This window comes from Allobosea sp. 67-29, from assembly GCF_001898115.1.
In the GTDB taxonomy this organism is placed as follows: domain Bacteria; phylum Pseudomonadota; class Alphaproteobacteria; order Rhizobiales; family Beijerinckiaceae; genus Allobosea.
In genome coordinates this window covers 21818-40444 of sequence record NZ_MKSQ01000025.1, presented here as the reverse complement: position 1 = coordinate 40444, position 18627 = coordinate 21818, and the positions used below count along the sequence as shown (strand labels likewise).

The 18627-nt window shown below is 67.0% G+C and carries 20 protein-coding genes; 9 read left to right on the top strand and 11 right to left on the bottom strand.

Annotated features, from left to right (window positions below; genetic code table 11):
- Positions 1-4 precede the first annotated feature (4 nt).
- Complete coding sequence (locus BGO20_RS18795) at positions 5-832, bottom strand: RNA methyltransferase (RefSeq protein WP_291660772.1); 828 nt, start codon at positions 830-832, stop codon at positions 5-7.
- Between the two features lie 113 nt (positions 833-945).
- Between BGO20_RS18795 and BGO20_RS18790 the strand changes: the two genes are divergently transcribed.
- Entirely contained in the window at positions 946-1098 is a 153-nt protein-coding gene (locus BGO20_RS18790; protein WP_291660774.1) for a hypothetical protein, read from the top strand.
- Between the two features lie 7 nt (positions 1099-1105).
- Here the strand turns inward: BGO20_RS18790 and BGO20_RS18785 are convergent, their stop codons facing one another.
- Complete coding sequence (locus tag BGO20_RS18785; protein WP_291660775.1) at positions 1106-2245, bottom strand: dipeptidase; 1140 nt, start codon at positions 2243-2245, stop codon at positions 1106-1108.
- 110 nt (positions 2246-2355) lie between these two features.
- Positions 2356-3603, bottom strand: coding sequence for an NAD(P)/FAD-dependent oxidoreductase (locus BGO20_RS18780; protein ID WP_291660776.1), 1248 nt, complete (start codon positions 3601-3603; stop codon positions 2356-2358).
- Positions 3604-3881: 278 nt separating this feature from the next.
- Between BGO20_RS18780 and BGO20_RS18775 the strand changes: the two genes are divergently transcribed.
- From BGO20_RS18775 to BGO20_RS18745, 7 genes are all read left to right on the top strand, one after another.
- Complete coding sequence (locus BGO20_RS18775; protein ID WP_291660777.1) at positions 3882-4853, top strand: hypothetical protein; 972 nt, start codon at positions 3882-3884, stop codon at positions 4851-4853.
- A 44-nt stretch (positions 4854-4897) separates the two neighbouring features.
- The gene (locus tag BGO20_RS18770; RefSeq protein ID WP_291660778.1) at positions 4898-5581 is read left to right on the top strand and encodes a glutathione S-transferase family protein; all 684 of its coding nucleotides are present in this window, start codon (positions 4898-4900) and stop codon (positions 5579-5581) included.
- 36 nt (positions 5582-5617) lie between these two features.
- Positions 5618-6301, top strand: coding sequence for a ribulose-phosphate 3-epimerase (gene rpe, locus BGO20_RS18765; protein ID WP_291660780.1), 684 nt, complete (start codon positions 5618-5620; stop codon positions 6299-6301).
- Positions 6302-6384: 83 nt separating this feature from the next.
- Positions 6385-7692: an adenylosuccinate lyase gene (gene purB / locus BGO20_RS18760; RefSeq protein WP_291660781.1), complete on the top strand. Its 1308-nt coding sequence runs from the start codon at positions 6385-6387 to the stop codon at positions 7690-7692.
- Between the two features lie 6 nt (positions 7693-7698).
- Entirely contained in the window at positions 7699-8445 is a 747-nt protein-coding gene (locus BGO20_RS18755; RefSeq protein ID WP_291660783.1) for a metallophosphoesterase family protein, read from the top strand.
- Between the two features lie 7 nt (positions 8446-8452).
- Positions 8453-9034: an RBBP9/YdeN family alpha/beta hydrolase gene (locus tag BGO20_RS18750; RefSeq protein ID WP_291660785.1), complete on the top strand. Its 582-nt coding sequence runs from the start codon at positions 8453-8455 to the stop codon at positions 9032-9034.
- Between the two features lie 86 nt (positions 9035-9120).
- A complete protein-coding gene (locus BGO20_RS18745) occupies positions 9121-9981 on the top strand; it encodes an alpha/beta fold hydrolase (protein WP_291660787.1) in 861 nt (286 codons plus the stop codon).
- Positions 9982-10145: 164 nt separating this feature from the next.
- Here the strand turns inward: BGO20_RS18745 and BGO20_RS18740 are convergent, their stop codons facing one another.
- The 6 genes from BGO20_RS18740 to BGO20_RS18715 all read right to left on the bottom strand — a co-directional run bounded on the left by BGO20_RS18740 (position 10146) and on the right by BGO20_RS18715 (position 15794).
- Complete coding sequence (locus BGO20_RS18740) at positions 10146-11261, bottom strand: branched-chain amino acid ABC transporter substrate-binding protein (RefSeq protein ID WP_291660788.1); 1116 nt, start codon at positions 11259-11261, stop codon at positions 10146-10148.
- A 129-nt stretch (positions 11262-11390) separates the two neighbouring features.
- Positions 11391-11765, bottom strand: a complete 375-nt coding sequence (locus BGO20_RS18735; RefSeq protein ID WP_291660789.1) for a DUF6867 family protein — start codon at positions 11763-11765, stop codon at positions 11391-11393.
- 121 nt (positions 11766-11886) lie between these two features.
- Positions 11887-12612 carry an ABC transporter ATP-binding protein gene (locus BGO20_RS18730; RefSeq protein ID WP_291660790.1) on the bottom strand — a complete coding sequence of 242 codons (726 nt, stop codon included), beginning with the start codon at positions 12610-12612 and terminating at the stop codon, positions 11887-11889.
- 2 nt (positions 12613-12614) lie between these two features.
- A complete protein-coding gene (locus tag BGO20_RS18725) occupies positions 12615-13469 on the bottom strand; it encodes an ABC transporter ATP-binding protein (protein ID WP_291660791.1) in 855 nt (284 codons plus the stop codon).
- Complete coding sequence (gene livM, locus BGO20_RS18720) at positions 13469-14866, bottom strand: high-affinity branched-chain amino acid ABC transporter permease LivM (protein ID WP_291660792.1); 1398 nt, start codon at positions 14864-14866, stop codon at positions 13469-13471. Before livM ends, BGO20_RS18725 begins: the two co-directional genes overlap by 1 nt.
- 4 nt (positions 14867-14870) lie before the next feature.
- Positions 14871-15794 carry an ABC transporter permease subunit gene (locus BGO20_RS18715; protein WP_291660794.1) on the bottom strand — a complete coding sequence of 308 codons (924 nt, stop codon included), beginning with the start codon at positions 15792-15794 and terminating at the stop codon, positions 14871-14873.
- A gap of 578 nt (positions 15795-16372) precedes the next feature.
- On the opposite strand from BGO20_RS18715, the gene BGO20_RS18710 reads away from it, so the two are divergent.
- The gene (locus BGO20_RS18710; protein WP_291660796.1) at positions 16373-16891 is read left to right on the top strand and encodes a flavin reductase; all 519 of its coding nucleotides are present in this window, start codon (positions 16373-16375) and stop codon (positions 16889-16891) included.
- Positions 16892-16938: 47 nt separating this feature from the next.
- Here the strand turns inward: BGO20_RS18710 and BGO20_RS18705 are convergent, their stop codons facing one another.
- Positions 16939-17373 carry an aconitase X swivel domain-containing protein gene (locus BGO20_RS18705; RefSeq protein ID WP_291660797.1) on the bottom strand — a complete coding sequence of 145 codons (435 nt, stop codon included), beginning with the start codon at positions 17371-17373 and terminating at the stop codon, positions 16939-16941.
- Positions 17364-18623, bottom strand: coding sequence for an aconitase X (locus BGO20_RS18700; RefSeq protein WP_291660799.1), 1260 nt, complete (start codon positions 18621-18623; stop codon positions 17364-17366). The genes BGO20_RS18705 and BGO20_RS18700 overlap by 10 nt, the downstream gene beginning before the upstream one ends.
- Positions 18624-18627 lie beyond the last annotated feature (4 nt).

Sequence of the window (18627 nt, the reverse complement as noted above, 5' to 3'; positions counted from 1 at the left end):
TTTTTCATTCCGAGCCTTGCTCCTGGGCACCGGCCTGGCGCGCGATGAGCCGCGCCTTCCTCGGCCCCTCGACCAGAGACTTGAAGACGCCGCGCAGGGTGCGGGCTTCCTGCTCGGTCATGTCGAGACGGTGCAGGATGTCGCGCAGGTTCGCCGTCATGATCGGCTTCTTGCCGGGCGGGAAGAAGCCGCAGAGGTCGAGCTCGCCCTCGAGATAGTCGAACATCGACAGGATCATCTCGCGCTGGGCCGGCGGGGAGGGGTTGTTCTCGCGGAAGGGTGGCTCGCCATTGGTCGTCTTGAACCATTCATAGCCGTTGAGCAGCACGGCCTGGGCAAGGTTCAGCGAGGCGAAGGCCGGGTTGACCGGGAAGGTCAGGATGGCGTCGGCGAAGCTGATCTCCTCGTTGGTCAGGCCGATGCGCTCGCGGCCGAACAGGATGCCGACGCGCTCGCCCCCGCCGATCCGCCCGGCGATTTCGGGCATGGCCTCGGCCGGGGTCAGCACGCGCTTCATCTGGCCGCGCTCGCGGGCCGTCGTCGCCAGCACGTGGTTGAGATCGGCGATCGCCTCGGCGGCGCTGTCATAGAGCCGGGCATTCTCAAGAATGTGGGTCGCGCCGGAGGCGGCGGCGGTGGCGCCCTTCTTGAGGCCGCCGCCGCTCGGCCAGCCGTCGCGCGGGGCGACGAGGCGCATCTCGGAGAGGCCGAAATTCGCCATGGCGCGCGCGCACATGCCGATGTTCTCGGCCAACTGCGGCTCGACCAGGATGACGACGGGCGCGGCCGCCTGGACTGCGGGGCGGGTGCGGTCGGTGCCGGAACCGGTCATGATCTCTGCTGTTTGGTTTGGAACGATGCCGCTATCCTGCGGCGGCGTTCCTGTCTGCCGCTGCGGGCCTGGCGTCAAGCCCCCGGCGCAAGGTGACCGCCAAGGGGGGCCGCATGGCTGGCGACGGCAATTTCGTGATCTGGATCGTGCTGGCTGCGGTGCCGATCGGCCTGCTGCTGATCTCGCTGTGGGCGCGCGCCCGCCCGCCGGGAGAGGCCCGCGCGCGAACGCTCGAGCGCGAGCCGGAGACGACGGAGCGCGATTGAGACAGGCTCAGCCGGCCGCCGCCTCGACGGCACGCAGGACGCGCAAGGTGTTGCCGCCGGCAAGCTTGGCGAGATTTTCCTCCGACCAGCCGCGGCGGATCAGTTCCGCGATCACCGACGGGAAGGTCGTGGTGTCCTCGAGCCCGTCCGGATTGACCCAGCCGAAGAAGTCCGAGCCGATGCCGACATGGTCGTGGCCGATGCGTTTGGCGAGATAGTCGACATGGTCGCAATATTCGGGGAGCGTCGCCTTCGGGCGCGGGCCGGACTTGGCGGCGATCTCGGACTCGACCTTGGCGTAGTCCGTACCCTCGGGCGTCTTTCCGTACTGGTCCTTGGCCGGGCGGTGCCAGTCGCGGGAGGCCTGGCTGATGAAGTCCGGTACGAAGGTCGCCATCACGATGCCGCCATTGCCGGCGACGCGGTCGAGCACGTCGTCGGGCACGTTCCGCGGATGGTCGCAGAGCGTGAAGGCGTTGGAATGTGACCAGACCAGCGGGGCGCTGGAGACGTCGAGCGCGTCGTGCATCACCTTCGGCGCGACATGGGCGAGGTCGATCACCATGCCGAGCTTGTTCATCCGGCGCAGCACGTCCTTGCCGAAGCCGGTGAGGCCATTATGGCGGGGAGCGTCGGTGGCGGAGTCGCACCAGTCGGTGGTGTCGTTATGGCAGAGCGTCATCAGGCGCACGCCGAGATCGTAATAGGCGTTGAGCGCATCGAGTTCGCCATCGACCGCCGCGCCGTTCTCGATGGTCATGAACAGCGCGATGCGTCCTTCCGCCTTCGCCGCTTCGACATCGTCAGCCGACAGGCCGGGCCGGAAGACATCCGCATGGCGCTTGAGAATGTCGCGCATCAGCGCGATCTGGGCGAGCGCGAAGCCGGCGGGGTTCGGCTGGTTGGGCGGGACATAGGCCGCGAAGAACTGGCCGGCGAGCTTGCCGGCCTGCATGCGGGGGATGTCGGTGTCGACCTCGGCATGGAGCTGGTCGAGACCGTAGGCGGCGACGTCGCCCTTCGCGTTGCGATCCTTGCGGATGACATAGGGCAGGTCGTTATGGCCGTCGATCAGCGGCACGCGGTCCAGCAAGGCGAGCGCTGCCGCGTAGGCATTGTCCTGGACGGGCGGTTTGGCGAGGGCCATGGCAGGGTCTCGGGCAGGAATCGGGAAGCGCCATCCTGGCAGGCGCCGTCCCTGCACGCGAGGGCGCCGGGCGCAGGGCGGTCATCCCGCACGCGGCGAGGTGCGCGCTCCTAGAAGCGCGACGGCGCGAAGGGGGAGGGGTCGACGAAAACCTTCTGACCCGTGACCATCTCCGCGATCATTCGGCCGGTGACGGCGGCGAGCGTCAGGCCGTGATGGGCGTGGCCGAAGGAGAACCACAGGCCCTTGTGCTTCGGGGCCGGGCCGATGATCGGCATCATGTCCGGCGTGCAGGGCCGGCGGCCGAGCCAGGGCTCGGCATCGACCCGCTCGCCCAGCGGGAAGAGCTGCTTGGCGATCGGCTCGGCGCGGGCGAGCTGGACTGGCGTCTTCGGCGCGTCGCGGTCGGCGAATTCCGCGCCGGTGGTCAGGCGGATGCCCTGCAGCATCGGCGCCAGGAAATAGCCGCGCTCGGTATCGAGCACCGGGTGGTTCATCACGGCGTTGCCGAGCGGCTTGTAGTGCATGTGGTAGCCGCGCTTGACCGCCAGCGGCAGGCGGTAGCCGAGCCTGTTGGTCAGCACGTCGGCCCAGGGGCCGAGCGCGACGACGACATCCTTGGCCATGGCCGTGGTGCCGTCCGAGAGCGTGACGCTCCATTCGCTGCCGTTCTGCTTCAGCGTACCGGCATCGCCGAGTGCGAGCTTGCCACCGAGCTTCTCGAACAGCGCGACGTAGGATTTCGACAGGCCGAGCGGGTCCACCACCGTGACGGGATCGGTCCAGTGCAGGCCACCGATCAGGCTGGCGTGGTCGAGATGGGGCTCCTCGGTCTTGAGGGTCGCCATGTCGAGCGGGCGGTAGTTCACGCCGAAGTCGCGTTTCCAGCGAGCGGCCTCGGCCAGGCGCTCGTCGCGCTCCTTCTCGGTGCGGAAGACCTTCATCCAGCCCTTGCGGCGCAGCAGGCCCGTGGCGCCGGCCTCCTGCGCAAGCGCGTCGTGCTCGGTGACGCAGTGCTCGATCAGCGTCGCGTATTTGCGGGCAATGGCCTCGTGATGCGAGGCGCGCGAATGCATCCAGTAAGAGAACAGGAAGGGGGCGAGCTTGGGGATCGCGTTCCAGTGGTAGTGCGCGTCGATGGTGTTGTTCATCGCGTAGCGGATGAGCGCACCGAAATCATGCGGGAAGCCGTAGGGGTAGACGCCCTCGCGCTGGATCAGCCCGGCATTGCCGTAGCTGGTCTCCTCGCCGGGGCCACGCCGGTCGACGAGAAGGGTGGATCGGCCCGCCTTCTGCAGGTGAAGGGCTACCGAGATGCCGACGATGCCGGCCCCGAGAACGATCGTATCCACGCGCATGACCTGCTTCCGCCAACCCCTGTCCGCAGTGCCTTGCCGAGCAAAATACCGCTTTGCGCGGGGTTGTCAGCGTCGCGATGGATTTTTGCGGCGCACCGGCTAATCTTTCGCAATTTCTGCGCCAGATTGCAGCCGCTGGTCTTCACGGCCAGCATTTGGCGCCTGCACCCGCAATTTCATGCCAACGCAGGGGGCGTCTGCAGAGATCGCGGGTGACGCGCGGGCGCCGTTCAGCCAGTGTGCAGCCTCGTTTTGCGAATGATTCCAGCACGGTGCCGATGAATCCAGCAACCCTCCTCGCCGCCGGGCTCGCCTGGCTGGGGCGCCACGGCACGCAAGGGTTCGCGCTCTCGATCTTCCTCGGGCTGGCGCTGCCGCAATTCTCCGCCGCGGCGCGGCCGGCGCTGCCGGTCACGATCTTCTGCTTCACCACGGTGGTGTTCCTGCGCCTCGACCTCGCCGTCACCGCCGCACTGCTGCGGCGGCCGGCAAAGTTCCTGGCCGCCTGCCTGTGGCTGGTCGCCGGGCCGGTGCTGATCATCGGCGCGGCGCTGCTCGTCTTCGGGCGCGGCAACCTCGATCCCGGCATCGTGCTGGGGCTCGCCATCATGGGGGCTGCGCCGCCGATCATGTCGTCGCCCGCGGTCGCGATCCTCTACGGGTTCGAGCCGTCCCTGATCATCGCGAGCGTGATCGCGACGACGATCGCGAGCCCGGTCGTAGCGCCCTATCTCGTCGAGCTTCTGGCGGGCTCCGCCGTTCCGCTCGACCGCTGGCTGCTGACGCTGCGTCTCCTGATCTTCATCGGCGGCGGCATGGCCGTCGCCTCGCTGCTGCGCTGGTGGCTCGGCTTCGCCCGCATCAAGGCGATGAAGGCCAATCTCGATGGTTTCGGCGTGCTGATGTACTTCATCTTCGCCATCGCGGCGATGGACGGGGTGACCCACGCCGCGATTGCCAATCCCCGGCTCGTCCTGACCCTGCTGGGATGCGTCTTCGCCGTCTCGGCGGCCGGGCTCCTCGGATCATGGCTGGTGCTGCGGCTGCTGCCGGGTTCGGAGCGCTTCATGATCGGCTACGGCACCGGGCAGCGGAACATGGGCCTGCTCGTCGCGGCGCTCGGGGCCGGCGTCTCGCAGACCACCTTCCTCTTCTTCGCGCTGGCGCAGTTCCCGATCTACCTGCTGCCCTGGCTGCTGCGCGGTATCGCCGGCCGGATCCGGCGCCGGGAAGCTGCTGACGGGGCTTGACGCATGGGCTTGCGAGGCTTTCGGCCATCGCAGGAGTTCGCGCCATGATCACATTGTATTCCGGGCCGCTGAGCCTGTTCGCGCGCAAGGTCGAGATCGCGCTGCGAGAGAAGGGACTGGCCTTCGAACGGATCATGGTGCCGTTCAACCAGACGACGGGCTACGATCCGAAGCATCCCGAGGTGCTGGCACTCAATCCGAAGGGACAGGTGCCGGTGCTGAGCGATTGCGGGCTCGTGCTCTACGACTCCACCGTCATCCTCGAATATCTCGACGAGGCCTATCCCGAGCCGCGGCTGATGCCGGAGACGCCGGTCGAGCGGGCGCGCTGCCGGCTCGACGAGCTCTATGCCGACGAGATCATGCTGCAGGCACTGCGCCCCCTGATGCATCGCACCGGCCCGCCATCGCCGGACCGCGACCGCCGCATCGCGCAGGAGGCCGATGCACTGATCGCCGAGGAGGCGCTGGCGCGGCATTACGAGGTGCTGGAGCAGAAGCTGGCGGGGCGCGACTTCTTCGGAGGGCGGCTTTCGACGGCCGATATCGCGCTGTTCATGAGCGTGCTGTTCTCGCTTCGGCTGGGCGGGCCGCCGCTGGGTGCCCATCCGGCGTTGTCCGCCTGGTTCGCCCGCCTGAGGCAGCGCCCGGCCTTCGTGCAGGCGGCGGCCGAGATCGCGGAAGCCGACCGGCGCCTCTCCTTTCCGGTGAAATCGCGCAGCGCCTGATTGCGATAACGAGGTCATGGCGCTACATCGCCAGCCATGACCCGCCCCGTCCGCATCGCCCCCTCGATCCTCTCGGCCGATTTCGCGAAGCTGGGCGAGGAGGTGCGCGCCGTCGATCAGGCCGGCGCCGACTGGATCCATTGCGACGTGATGGACGGGCATTTCGTGCCCAACATCACCTTCGGACCCGACGTGCTGAAGGCGATCCGTCCGCACACCCAGAAGTTCTTCGACGTGCATCTGATGATCGCGCCCGTCGACCCCTATGTCGAGGCCTTCGCCAAGGCCGGCGCCGATCTGATCTCCTTCCATGTCGAGGCGGGCCCGCATCCGCACCGGACGATCCAGGCGATCAAGTCGCAAGGGAAGCAGGCCGGCATCGTGCTCAATCCGGGTACGCCGGCGAGCGCGGCCGAGGCGCTGATCGCGGATGTCGATCTCGTCCTGCTGATGACGGTCAATCCCGGCTTCGGCGGGCAGAGCTTCATCCATTCGGTGGTCGACAAGGTAGCGCAGGTGAAGGCGCTGATCGGCGACCGGCCGATCACGCTCGAGATCGATGGCGGCGTGACGCCACAGACCGCGCCGCTGGTGGTCAAGGCCGGCGCCGATACGCTGGTCGCGGGCTCGGCCGTGTTCAAGGGCGGGCCTTCGGCCTATGCCGGCAATATCGACGCGATCCGCAAGGCGGCGGAAGCCGCCCGCGGCGACTGGGTTTGACGAGACCGCAGCCCTCATCCTGAGGAACGCGCCTTCGGAGCGCTCCTCAGGATGAGGGCTCGCTGGGTGACAAGGACGAGACGATGATCCCGCGCTATTCCCGCCCCGAGATGGTCGCCATCTGGGAGCCGCAGACCCGGTTCCGCATCTGGTTCGAGATCGAGGCGCATGCGACCGACAAGCTCGCCGAGCTCGGCGTCGTGCCGAAGGAGGCCACCGCGACGATCTGGGCCAAGGCCAGGGACGTCGAGTTCGACGTGGCCCGCATCGACGAGATCGAGCGCGTCACCAAGCACGACGTTATCGCCTTCCTGACGCATCTGGCCGAGATCGTCGGGCCGGAGGCGCGCTTCGTCCACCAGGGCATGACCTCCTCGGATATTCTCGACACGACGCTCTCGGTCCAGCTCGCCCGCGCCACCGATCTCCTGATCGCCGATGTCGATGCGCTGCTCGCCGCGATCAGGCGCCGCGCCTTCGAGCACAAGCTGACCCCGACGATCGGCCGCTCGCACGGCATCCATGCCGAGCCGGTGACCTTCGGGCTGAAGCTCGCACAGGCCTATGCCGAGTTCGACCGCTGCCGCGAGCGGCTGGTGGCGGCCCGCAAGGAGATCGCGACCTGCGCGATCTCGGGCGCCGTCGGGACCTTCGCCAATATCGATCCTCAGGTGGAGGAATATGTCGCGCAGAAGATGGGCCTGACCGTCGAGCCGGTCTCGACGCAGGTGATCCCGCGCGATCGCCACGCGATGTATTTCGCCACGCTCGGCGTCGTCGCCTCCTGCATCGAGCGGCTGGCGATCGAGATCCGCCACCTGCAGCGCACAGAGGTCTACGAGGCGGAGGAGTATTTCTCGCCGGGCCAGAAGGGCTCCTCGGCGATGCCGCACAAGCGCAATCCTGTGCTGACCGAGAACCTGACCGGCCTCGCCCGCCTGGTGCGCGGCATGGTCACACCGGCGCTGGAGAACGTGGCGCTCTGGCATGAGCGCGACATCTCGCACTCCTCGGTCGAGCGCATGATCGGCCCCGATGCCACGGTGACGCTCGATTTCGCGCTGGCGCGGCTGACCGGCGTCGTCGACAAGCTGCTGATCTATCCGCAGAACATGCGCAAGAACCTCGACCGGCTCGGCGGGCTGCACAATTCGCAGCGCGTGCTGCTGGCGCTGACACAGGCGGGAGCGAGCCGCGAGGATGCCTATGCCATGGTCCAGCGCAACGCGATGCGGACCTGGGAGCATGGCGAGGACTTCCTCACCAACCTGCTCGCGGACAAGGACGTGGCCGAGAAGCTGTCAGCCTCGGAACTGCAGTCGATGTTCGACGAGGGCTATCACTTCAAGCATGTCGACACGATCTTCCGGCGCGTCTTCGGAGAAGCCTGAGCGGTTATGCGTATCGCCGTCCTCGCCGACATCCATGGCAATTTCGACGCGCTCATGGCCGTCGTCGAGGATCTGGAGTCGCTTCGCCCGGATATTGTCGTCAATCTCGGGGACTGCCTGTCCGGGCCGCTGAAGGCGCGCGAGACCGCCGAGTTCCTGATGACACGCGACTGGCCGACGGTTCGCGGCAATCACGATCGCTACATCGTCGAGATGCCGATCGATGAGATGGGGGCGTCGGACCGGGCCGCGGCGGCCGAGCTCGATCAGTGCCACCGCGACTGGCTGGGCGCGCTGCCGATGCAGGCGCGCGCCGATGGCGAGGTCGCGATGTTCCACGCGACGCCGACTGACGACAATCGCTACCTGACCGAGCACATCGTCGGCGGACGCAGCGTCGCAAGGCCGGTCGGGCAGGTGCAGGCCGAGACCGCAGGCATCGACGCCAGCCTGATCCTGTGCGGTCATTCGCATCTTGCGCGCGTCGTGGAACTGCCCGACGGGCGCTGCGTGTTCAATCCCGGCAGTGTCGGCCAGCCGGCCTATGACGACGTGCTGCCCTCGCCGCATGTGATGCAGGCCGAAAGCCCGCATGCGCGCTATGGCGTTGCCGAGCGCTTCCGGGCGGGCTGGCACTTTTCCTTTCGTGCACTACGTTACGACTGGCAGGCCGCAGCAGCGCTTGCCGCTGCGCGCGGCCGGGCCGACTGGGCGCATGCCCTGTCAACCGGCTTCGCGCTCCAGCCCGACTGATCGCATCATGAAATCCTCCGATGCCGACATCCTCATCATCCCCGGCTGGTCGGGCTCCGGCGCCGATCATTGGCAGAGCCGCTGGGAAGCCCGGCTGCCGACGGCGAGGCGCGTCGAGCAGGAGGACTGGTACAAGCCGACGCGCGATGGCTGGGCGAACCGGATCGTCGCGGCCGTGCGCGGTGCGGCACGGCCGGTCGTGCTGGTGGCGCATTCGGCCGGATGCAGCGCGGTCGCCCATGCGGCGGAGCATCTGAAACCCGGCGAGGTCGCCGGCGCCTTTCTGGTGTCGCCCGCCTCCGAACGGGCCAAGCGCGCGGTTCCCGGCATGGCCGAGGATTTCATTCCGCACCGGCGCGAAAGGCTGCCTTTCCCGTCGGTGCTGATCGCCAGCGCGACCGACCCTTACTGCACGCATGATGAGGCGAGGGAACTGGCGCAGGCCTGGGGCTCGGAGTTCGTCGATGCCGGCGACAGCGGCCATCTCAACAGCGAGTCCGGGCACGGCCCCTGGCCGGACGGTCTGCTGCGTTTCGCTACATTCCTCAAGGGATTGGGCGCTGTTCCGGAGACGGTGATTCAAGTCTGAACGCGAGAAGGCGGGTTTCGGCCTTCGGCCCTTTTCCCAAAGCTTCTTTGACGGGCCACCTCAGGGACACCGTGCGGAGTGCAACGATGTATGTAGTGGTCAACGGAGCGCGCATATTTTTCGACGTCGACGGCCAAGGCTTGATTCCCGACGGGAAGACTATGCGGCAGAAGCCAACCGTCATCATGGTTCATGGCGGCCCTGGGGCTGATCATTCCATCTCAAAGCCCTACTTCTCGCAACTCAGCGATATAGCGCAGGTCATCTACTACGATCACCGGGGCAACGGCCGGAGCGATCTCTGCGATGAAACAAGCTGGAACCTCGCTCAATGGGGCGACGATCTGAAGGGCCTGTGCGATGCACTTGGAGTCGAACAGCCCATCGTCATTGGGACCTCGTTCGGGAGCTTCGTCACGCTTTCATACGCGACTCGCCATCCCGGTCACGCAGCCGGTCTCGTCCTCATCAGCGCAGCGGCCAAAGTAGATTTTCAATGTGTCTACAGTGCCTTTGAGCGGCTCGGAGGGAGTGAGATACGCGATATTGCTGCCGCCTATTGGAACACTCCTACTCCGGAGGGGCGCACTCTATATCGGGAGCGCTGCGTGCCGCTCTACTCAAGAAACAAATCAGCCTCGGCAGACTGGCTGGAGCGCATTGTCTGGAAGAACGAAACTGCGCTTTGGTTCAATGGGCCGCACAATGAACACGGCCGCATGGATTTCCGGCCGGACCTAGGAAAGATCAACTGCCCGGCACTCGTTCTAGTCGGGAACCAAGACCCGATCACACCGCCAGAGTTTAGCGATGAAATTGCTGCAGCTCTCCAACTTGATGCTGATAACTACCTAAAATTCTCGGAATGCGGTCACGGCGTTGTCGGAGATAGACCGGAAGAGGCTATGGCCGCGCTGCGCCGTTTTATTCTGTCAGTGGCTCTCTGATGGGGCCGGACGTTCTTACGACAGATGAGCAATTGGGTCCCTGCTTCCGGCCCGTTGCTGACATCTTTTACAACTCTCCCTCATCGCGTATGTCGAAAACAAAACCGCCCCGGCTTCCACAGGGGCGGTCCTGTCTCACGCGTTGAGGCAATCAGCCGCCGAGATCAGTTCTCGACGTAGGTGATCTTGCCGTCGGGCTGCTTCTTCCAGGTGTAGACGACATAGTCCGGACGGGTGATGTCGCCCTTCTTGTCGAAGCCGATGTCGCCGATCACGGTCTTGACCGGCTCGCCCTTGTGCAGCGCGTCGGCGATCTTCTTCGGATCGGTCGAGTTCGCGCGCTTGGCGCCCTCGGCCATGATCTGGACCGCGGCGTAGCTGTAGAGCGTGTAGGCTTCCGGCTTGAACTTCTTGGCCTCGAACTTCTTGATGACGGCGGCCGCCTCGGGACGCTTCTGCGGGTCCGGCGGGAAGGTCATCAGCGTGCCTTCGACGCCGGGGCCGCCGATGGTGGCGAACTCGTCGGTGGTGATGCCGTCGCCCGAGACGAGCACGGTCTTCAGGCCCTGGTCGCGCATCTGGCGCACGATCAGGCCGCCTTCCGTGTGCAGGCCGCCCCAGTAGAGATACTCGGCACCCGAGGCCTTGATCTTCGAGACGAGGGCCGAGAAGTCCTTCTCGCCGGCGTTCACGCCTTCGTAGAGCACTTCCTTGACGCCGCCGGCATTGAGGCCCTTCTTGGTCTCGTCGGCGAGGCCCTGGCCATAGGTCGTCTTGTCGTGGACGATGGCGATCTTTTTGTCCTTGAAGTTCTTCAGCAGATAGGCGGAGGCGACGGCGCCCTGCTGGTCGTCACGGCCGCAGGTGCGGAAGGTGTTCCACAGCCCGCGCTCGGTGATCTTCGGGTTGGTCGCCGAAGGCGAGATCATCAGGACGCCGTTCTCGGCATAGACCTCGGAGGCCGGCATCGCGACGCCGGAGTTGAACGGGCCGACGACCCATTTGACGCCGTCGCCGACGAATTTGTTGGCGACCGAGACGCCCTGCTTGGGATCGGAGACGTCGTCGCCGACGCTGACCTCGATCTTCTGGCCGAGGACGCCGCCGGCGGCATTGATGTCCTCCGCCGCCTGCTCGGCGCCGTTCTTGAGCTGGGCGCCGAACGCCGCGTTCGGCCCGGTGATCGGACCCGCGACGCCGAGCTTGATCTGGGCATTGGCCACGCCCGAAAAGGCGAGGACGGCACCGAGCGCGATGCTGCCCAACAGCAGTTTCTTCATGAGATGCAACTCCCCTCTAAGGATCCGTTCAACGGGCTATCTCCTCGGCCCGTCTCGGCGCGCTTTGCCGCCCAAACCGCAGTCTTGCGTGTTTCAAGCAGGCTGTCACGCGACAAGCTCGTCAATCTTTCAGCTCAGCTCCGGCTTGATCACGGCACCCGGCCGAGGCTTCCAGCCGAAGGGGCCGGCCTGCTCGAAGAGCCAGTGATACTGCCGCGTCATCTGCTTGGCGCGGGTGTAGCGCCAGCCGGCGAAACCGAAGGCCAGCAGCACGATGGCGTCGACGATATAATAGTGCAGCGTCAGCAGCGTCGCCTGGAACAGCGCGAAATGGATGAAGCGCACGAAGAGGCCCAGGATCAGCATGTAGACGACGAGCTGCCAGCCGGGCCGCCAGGTCAGCGCGATGGCGCGGCCGGCCATCCAGGCCAGCCAGCCGCCCATCACCACCGTGACCAGCAGGAAGAGCCAGATCGTGGGTTCTTCGTAGAGGATGCCTTGCATCTGCTGCTCCAGGCTTCACCGGGCTCCGGGCCGCCGACATCGCCCCAAGCGATGGCATGACCGGCGGAAGCCGTCTCTCATCAAAAAGTTGCAGCGGGATCGGCGACCCCGCCGTGCGGTCTCAATGCCGGCCGCCTTCCAGATAGGCGGCGCGGACCTGCGGGTCGGCGAGCAGGTCCTTGCCGCTGCCGCTCATGGTGATGACGCCGTTCACCATCACATAGCCGCGATGGGCGAGCTTCAGCGCATGGAAGGCGTTCTGCTCGACCAGGAAGACGGTCAGCCCCTGCGTTCGGTTGAGCTCGCGGATCGCCTCGAAGATCTGCTTGACGATCAGCGGGGCGAGGCCGAGCGAGGGCTCGTCCAGCAGCAGCAGCTTCGGACGCGCCATCAGCGCGCGGGCGATCGCGACCATCTGCTGCTCGCCGCCCGAAAGGGTGCCGCCGCGTTGCTGCAGGCGTTCCTTGACGCGCGGGAAGAGCGTGCAGATCCTGTCGAGATCCTCGTCGAAATGCTCGAAATTGCGCACGGCGGCGCCCATCTGCAGGTTCTCGAACACCGTCATGCGCGGGAAGATGCGCCGGCCTTCCGGGGACTGGGCGATGCCCATGCGCGCGATCTCGTGGCTCGGCATCCGGGTGATGTCGCGGCCCTCATAGGTGATAGTGCCTTCGCGGGCCTGCGGGTTGCCGAAGATCGTCATCATCAGCGTCGATTTGCCGGCGCCGTTGGCCCCGATCATCGTCACGATCTCACCGGCATGGACGTCGATGTCGATGCCCTTCAGCGCGATGATCTTGCCGTAGTAGGTCTTGACGCCCCGGGCGGAGAGAAGAGGCTGGGTCATGGTCACGCGATCCCGACCTCCGCTTCGACCTCGTCGACCTCCTCGTCGTCGACGCCGAGATAGGCGGCGATGACCTTCGGGTCGGCCTGCACCTCGGCCGGGGTGCCGTCGGCGATCTTGGTGCCGTAGTCGAGCACCACGACATGGTCCGAGATTTCCATGACGACCGACATGTCGTGCTCGATCAGCAGCAGGGCCGTGCCAAGATCCTGGCGGATCGAGAGCAGCAGCGTGTTGAGGTCCAGGCTCTCGCGCGGGTTGAGGCCGGCGGCGGGCTCGTCGAGGCAGAGCAGGACCGGATCGGTGCACATCGCGCGGGCGATCTCGAGCCGGCGCTGGTCGCCATAGGGCAGGTCGGCGGCAGGGTCGTCGGCACGGTGGGTCAGGTTGATCTTGTCCAGCCAGAACTTGGCCTTCTCGATCGCCTGGCGCTCGCTCGCCTTGTAGCGGCCGATGCCGAGCACGCCGAGGAAGGTGAAGCCCGAAGCCAGCATCAAAGGGTTGTGCTGGGCGACGAGCAGGTTCTCCAGAACCGTCATGCCGCCGAAGAGGCGGATGTTCTGGAAGGTGCGGGCGACCTTGGCGCGCCAGGCGATGCGGAAGTCCGGCATCCGCTCGAGGAGATAGCTCGCGCCGTCGTCCTGGGTCAGCGTGATCATGCCCTGCGTCGGCTTGTAGAAGCCGGTGATGCAGTTGAACACGGTGGTCTTGCCGGCGCCGTTGGGGCCGATCAGCGCCGTGATCTCGCCCTTGCTTGCCGCGAAGGAGAGGTCGTTGACGGCTGTGAGGCCGCCGAAGCGCATGGTGATGTGCTCGACCTCGAGCAGAGGCCGGCCGTGTGCGGCGGGAGCGCTCATCAGCCGTGGCCCTCCTGCACGAGGTCGGAGGAGATCTGCTTCTTCTCCTTCAGGAAGGCGGTGGGCTCGCGCACCGATATCAGGCCACGCGGCTTCCAGATCATGATCACGACCATGGCGAAGCCGAAGATCAGCATGCGGTATTTGGTCGGGTCGAAATCGGCGCCGAAGATCGCCTTCATCCACTCGAGCTCGCGCAGGAGCTCCGTGCCGCCGATCATCGCTATGGCCGCGATGGCGACGCCCCAGAGCGAGCCCATGCCGCCGAGCACGACGATGGCGAGGATCACCGCCGATTCCATGAAGGTGAAGGATTCAGGGCTGATGAAGCCCTGGCGGGCGGCGAAGAAGGAGCCCGCGAAGCCGCCGAACATGGCCCCGATCGAGAAGGCGGTCAGCTTGGTGTTGGTGGTGTTGATACCGAGCGAGCGGCAGGCGATCTCGTCCTCGCGCAGCGCCTCCCAGGCGCGGCCGACCGGCAGCCGGCGCAGGCGCAAGGTGACGAAGGCCGTCAGGAGCGCCAGGCAGAGGATCAGATAGTAAAGGAAGATCGTCCGGTAGAGCGGCGAGAATTCGAGCCCGAACCGCGCGGCGAAGCCTTCGTCCGCCGCCGTGAACGGGATGCCGAAGAAGGTGGGCCGCGGGATGCCGGAGATGCCGGCGTAGCCGTTGGAGAAATCGGTCCAGTTCACCAGCACGAGACGGATGATCTCGCCGAAGGCCAGGGTCACGATGGCGAGGTAGTCGCCGCGCAGGCGCAGCACCGGGAAGCCCAGCAGCATGCCCCAAAAGGCAGAGAGAATGCCGGCGAGCGGCAGCAGGATCCAGAAGGACAGGCCGAAATTCTTGGCGAGCAGCGCGTAGGAATAGGCGCCCACGGCGTAGAAGGCGACGTATCCGAGGTCGAGCAGGCCGGCGAGGCCGACGACGATGTTCAGGCCCCAGCCGAGCATGACGTAGATCAGGATCTGGACGCCGAAATTGTCGATCCACTTCAGCGAGCCGCCCCAGCCGGCGAGGCCGATCGCGATCGCCGGGAAGGCGACGAGAAAGCCGAGGCCGAAGAGCGAGAACAGCCGGGAATAGCGCTGGAAGAATGCGAGGGTGCCGGGGGGGAGGAGGCGCACCGCCGTCTTGCCCGGCGTGCGGGTCTGCTGGCGCAGGGCGACGAGGAAGCGGCCGACGAAGACGATGCCGACCGCCCAGGCCACCGCGTCCCAGCGCGGATCGAGCACCAGCACGTTGTCCATGTTCTGGCGCGTGCCCCAGGCGATGATCGGGATGCACAGGCCGAAGGTGACGAGGGCGGCGAAGCCGGCTTCCTTGAGGGCCGCCTTGAAGTCGAGGGGGCGGGCGGGGGCGGCCGCGGCGGCGGAGGTCGTCTGGATCGTCGCCATGGCGTCAGACCTTCTCGACTTCCGGCCGGCCGAGGATGCCGGACGGCATGAAGACCAGCACGATGGCGAGGATCGCGAAGGCCGCGACGTCCTTGTAGTCGATGGTGAAATAGGCCGACCACATCACCTCGATCAGGCCGATCAGCAGGCCGCCGAGGACGGCGCCGGGCAGGGAGCCGATGCCGCCGAGCACCGCCGCCGTGAAGGCCTTGACCCCGGGGGTGAAGCCGTCGGCGAAGTTCACGACGCCGTAGAGCACGAGGTACATCACCCCGGCCACGGCCGCGAGCGCCGCTCCCATCACGAAGGTGATCGAGATGGTGCGGTCGACGTCGATGCCGAGCAGGCCGGCCATCTTGCGGTCCTGCTCGCAGGCGCGCTGGGCGCGGCCGAGAGGCGTCTTCTGGACGATGTACCAGAAGGCGAGCAGCAGCACCGCCGTGGTCACGATGATGACGATCTGCTTGTAGGAGATCTGGACCGAGTAGACCGTGCTCTCGATCAGCGTGATCGACTTGTTCAGGATCGGGGGGATCGACTTGTTGCGCGGGCCCTGCGCCACCTGCACGAAGTTGGAGAGGAAGATCGACATGCCGATCGCCGAGATCAGCGGCGCGAGGCGGAACGAGCCGCGCAGCGGCCTGTAGGCGACGCGCTCGATCGTCCAGTTCCACAGCGAGGTGAAGAACATCGCCAGGCCAAGCACGATGATCAGCGCCAGCATCACCATGCCGGCGCTGGTGCCGAGGATCGCGGTGACGAGCATGAAGAAGATCAGCGCGATGAAGGCCGAGAGCATGAAGATGTCGCCGTGGGCGAAGTTCACCATGCCGATGATGCCGAACACCATCGTGTAGCCGATGGCGATGAGACCGTAGATCGATCCCAGTGTCAGCCCGTTGATGAGCTGCTGCAGAAAGACTTCCATTGAAGACGCCGACCCCTCGAACCAGCTCCCGTTCTTGTCGTCAGCATGTCGCTGGCGCATGCGGGATGCGATTGCCATGCAGAGCTACCAATGGCTTGCGACAGCGACAATCACTCCGGGCCATATTTCTGTCAAAAGCAATCTCGCGCGAATTGCCTCGCGAATAGGCAGAATTCTGTGCGGAGCCGCGCGCATTTCGCGCATGATGATTGTGCGGCGAGCGCCTGCCGCCCTGCGCGAAATGCAGGGCGATCCCGGTTTTTGCCCGGTCGGTGACCGCTCCGTGGTATCCGGACATCGGGATCGGGGCAGGGCCCGCAGGACTCCGCGCAGGGCCGGGAGTGCGGCCGGCAAGCGGCAATCCGTTCGCCGAAGGTATGATGCCGGCCATGCGCAAGGGGGATGTCCACCGCATGCGCCGCGCGGGCGTCGATGCGGGCGAGCGACCGACTCGAACGAGGACGGCGGGCGGCGCCAGGGGTGCGGGGTCAGGGCGGCCTCGTCTGGCAATCGCGGCCACGAGCCGCTACATGGGCGGGAGCTGCGATTTTTCTGCCGCGGCGCGAGCCACGGAGCCGATGACACGAATCGTCCAACCCTTCCCGCCGGTCGCGGAACCGCCCCCGGGGCAGGCCTTCCGCGATGCCATGGCGCAGGTCGCCAGCGCCGTCCATGTCGTCACGACCCGCGGCGCGCACGGGCGGTTCGGCCTGACGGCGACGGCGGTTGCCTCGGTCTCGGACGCTCCGCCGACGGTTCTCGTCTGCATCGAGCGTTCCAGCCGTACCCTGGCCGCGATCGAGGCGAGCGGCGTCTTCTGCATCAACACCTTGCCGGCGCAGCTGGTGGAGACGGCCGAGATCTTCGCCAACCGGCGCGGGCTGCAGGGCGAGGACCGCTTCCTTGCCGGCCGCTGGGACGAACTGGTGACCGGTGCGCCGGTCCTGCTCGACGCCATCGCCGCCTTCGACTGCCGGCTCGTCGCGGCTCATGACGTCGCCAGCCACCGGGTGCTGATCGGAGAGGTCGCCGGGCTCGGCGGCGCCGGGCGGGGCGGCAGCCTGATCTATCGCCGCAGGCATTTCGAGGCTGTCTGAGATCAAGCGCCGTGGGCGGATCGCCTGCGGGGCGAGCCGGCGCGCCTTCAGCCGGGCGGCGGTGGAAGGCGGTCCTCGCAACTGATCCGGCCTGCGGTGGACAGGACGATCCGGCGCCCGGCAAGGGCCGGCTGCGCCGCTGCCGGCAGGCGGAAGGCCGGCGGCGTCGGCCAGCCCATCTCGCGAGCCACGACGAGGCCGAGGAGCAGGATGGCGTCGGGCGCGTCGAGGAGCAGCGCGGCGGGTGCCTTTCCGGCGTGGACGAGTTCCAGCAGCACCGCGGATGCCGAGGAGGAGCCGATCGTGCCCGGCAGCGCCAGCACCGTGCCGGCGATGCAAAGGCCGCGTTCGGGATGACGCGCGTCGATGATCGTGCCGCTGCGCGGGTCGACGCCGCCCCAGAAGCTGATCGGCGCCGAGAGGGCGAGGCACGGTCCGCAGGCCGCCGCGCCAGGGATCAGCGGTTCGGCCGTCAACTCCATTGTCTGGGCTCCCTGACCAGCCTGCCTGCAACCGCGCTCTCGACGCATTCGCGCAGAGAGCCGTAGGTCACCGCGTAGCCGGTGTTGCCCGGGGCGTAATGGGCGAACTTGCCCGAATTGGTCATCAGCACGGCGCCCGCGATCTGCGGCAGGATCGGCGTCACCACCACGCAGGTGTCGGCGACGAAGACGACGCCCGCCGTTTCCAGGGCCTTGCGGCGGCCCGCCCTTTCGAGCGGCGCGAGCACATGGCGGCCGGTGTTGGCATAGAGCGGGATCGCCAGCCGGCGGCCGGCGATCAGCCGCTCGAGCGCATCGATCTCGGCCAGCGACAGATGCGGCGATCCGATGGCGACCGCATCGATCCGCTCGCTGCCGCCGGCGGTGGACAGGCCGGCGAGCGCGGCGGCGACGTCCTGCGCCGTCAGCGCGATCCGCTCGCGTGGCGGGACATGGCCCAGGGCGCCGGCGAGGTCGGGCGCCTCCGGCGTGACGCCTGCGACATGGAACAGCCCCACACCGCCGGCCGAAGCCGCGGCGGCGCCCAGCGCCTTCAAGCGATCCTCGTTCGTACAGCCCTGCAGGCCGTCGATAACGGCCACGGCGCTGCCGGCGCGGCGGCCCAGAATCGTGCCGAGCACCGGGTAGAACACGTCCGAGCGGCGCAACTCCTGCGAGAGCCCGGTCACGTCGATCAGCAGCGTCGCCAGCCGGTTGGCGGGGCGATGCAGGCCGTAATCGGGCGCCCGCCCGCTGACGGCGCAGGCAATGTCGAGGAAGTCGCCGTAGCGGTTGGTGCGGGCGCCGAGAACGGAATTGCAGAAGACGACGGCATTGGATTCGCCCCAGGCGACGTCGCTGCCGGCGGCGGGGCGGTGCCCGGCCTGATAGGGCGCGCAGGTCCAGCTCGGTTCGCAGCCCATGGCCTCATAGGCGCGCATCATCCGCCGCGCCATGTCGCGCTCATGCGGGGGCAGGCGAACGGCAGCGCAGCCCGCCGGCGCGAGCGCGCCGACATTCAGGCTGGCGCGGACCGCGACCCGCGCGCCATCCTGGACCAGCCTTTCGGCGAAGAGCGTGCCGGAATCGCCGTGGTAGAGCGCGCCGTCGATATGGGCGGATGCGATCGGGATGAGGCGAGGCGCAGCCATCAGCCGCGCGGCTTCGGCGACGATGCGCAGCGCCATCGCGGCGCCTGCGCCCCGTTCGCCCGCTGCGATCGCGCGTTCATCGGCTGAGAGCTCGACCATTCGA

Coding starts and splice junctions, on each gene's coding strand:
- BGO20_RS18700 (WP_291660799.1), bottom strand. CDS start 18,623: ATGGTCGAGCTCTCAGCCGATGAACGCGCGATCGCAGCGGGCGAACGG.
- BGO20_RS18795 (WP_291660772.1), bottom strand. CDS start 832: ATGACCGGTTCCGGCACCGACCGCACCCGCCCCGCAGTCCAGGCGGCC.
- BGO20_RS18770 (WP_291660778.1), top strand. CDS start 4,898: ATGATCACATTGTATTCCGGGCCGCTGAGCCTGTTCGCGCGCAAGGTC.
- BGO20_RS18725 (WP_291660791.1), bottom strand. CDS start 13,469: ATGAGCGCTCCCGCCGCACACGGCCGGCCTCTGCTCGAGGTCGAGCAC.
- rpe (WP_291660780.1), top strand. CDS start 5,618: ATGACCCGCCCCGTCCGCATCGCCCCCTCGATCCTCTCGGCCGATTTC.
- purB (WP_291660781.1), top strand. CDS start 6,385: ATGATCCCGCGCTATTCCCGCCCCGAGATGGTCGCCATCTGGGAGCCG.
- BGO20_RS18745 (WP_291660787.1), top strand. CDS start 9,121: ATGTATGTAGTGGTCAACGGAGCGCGCATATTTTTCGACGTCGACGGC.
- BGO20_RS18750 (WP_291660785.1), top strand. CDS start 8,453: ATGAAATCCTCCGATGCCGACATCCTCATCATCCCCGGCTGGTCGGGC.
- BGO20_RS18790 (WP_291660774.1), top strand. CDS start 946: ATGGCTGGCGACGGCAATTTCGTGATCTGGATCGTGCTGGCTGCGGTG.
- BGO20_RS18705 (WP_291660797.1), bottom strand. CDS start 17,373: ATGGAGTTGACGGCCGAACCGCTGATCCCTGGCGCGGCGGCCTGCGGA.
- BGO20_RS18755 (WP_291660783.1), top strand. CDS start 7,699: ATGCGTATCGCCGTCCTCGCCGACATCCATGGCAATTTCGACGCGCTC.
- BGO20_RS18740 (WP_291660788.1), bottom strand. CDS start 11,261: ATGAAGAAACTGCTGTTGGGCAGCATCGCGCTCGGTGCCGTCCTCGCC.
- BGO20_RS18780 (WP_291660776.1), bottom strand. CDS start 3,603: ATGCGCGTGGATACGATCGTTCTCGGGGCCGGCATCGTCGGCATCTCG.
- BGO20_RS18715 (WP_291660794.1), bottom strand. CDS start 15,794: ATGGAAGTCTTTCTGCAGCAGCTCATCAACGGGCTGACACTGGGATCG.
- BGO20_RS18710 (WP_291660796.1), top strand. CDS start 16,373: ATGACACGAATCGTCCAACCCTTCCCGCCGGTCGCGGAACCGCCCCCG.
- BGO20_RS18730 (WP_291660790.1), bottom strand. CDS start 12,612: ATGACCCAGCCTCTTCTCTCCGCCCGGGGCGTCAAGACCTACTACGGC.
- BGO20_RS18735 (WP_291660789.1), bottom strand. CDS start 11,765: ATGCAAGGCATCCTCTACGAAGAACCCACGATCTGGCTCTTCCTGCTG.
- BGO20_RS18785 (WP_291660775.1), bottom strand. CDS start 2,245: ATGGCCCTCGCCAAACCGCCCGTCCAGGACAATGCCTACGCGGCAGCG.
- BGO20_RS18775 (WP_291660777.1), top strand. CDS start 3,882: ATGAATCCAGCAACCCTCCTCGCCGCCGGGCTCGCCTGGCTGGGGCGC.
- livM (WP_291660792.1), bottom strand. CDS start 14,866: ATGGCGACGATCCAGACGACCTCCGCCGCCGCGGCCGCCCCCGCCCGC.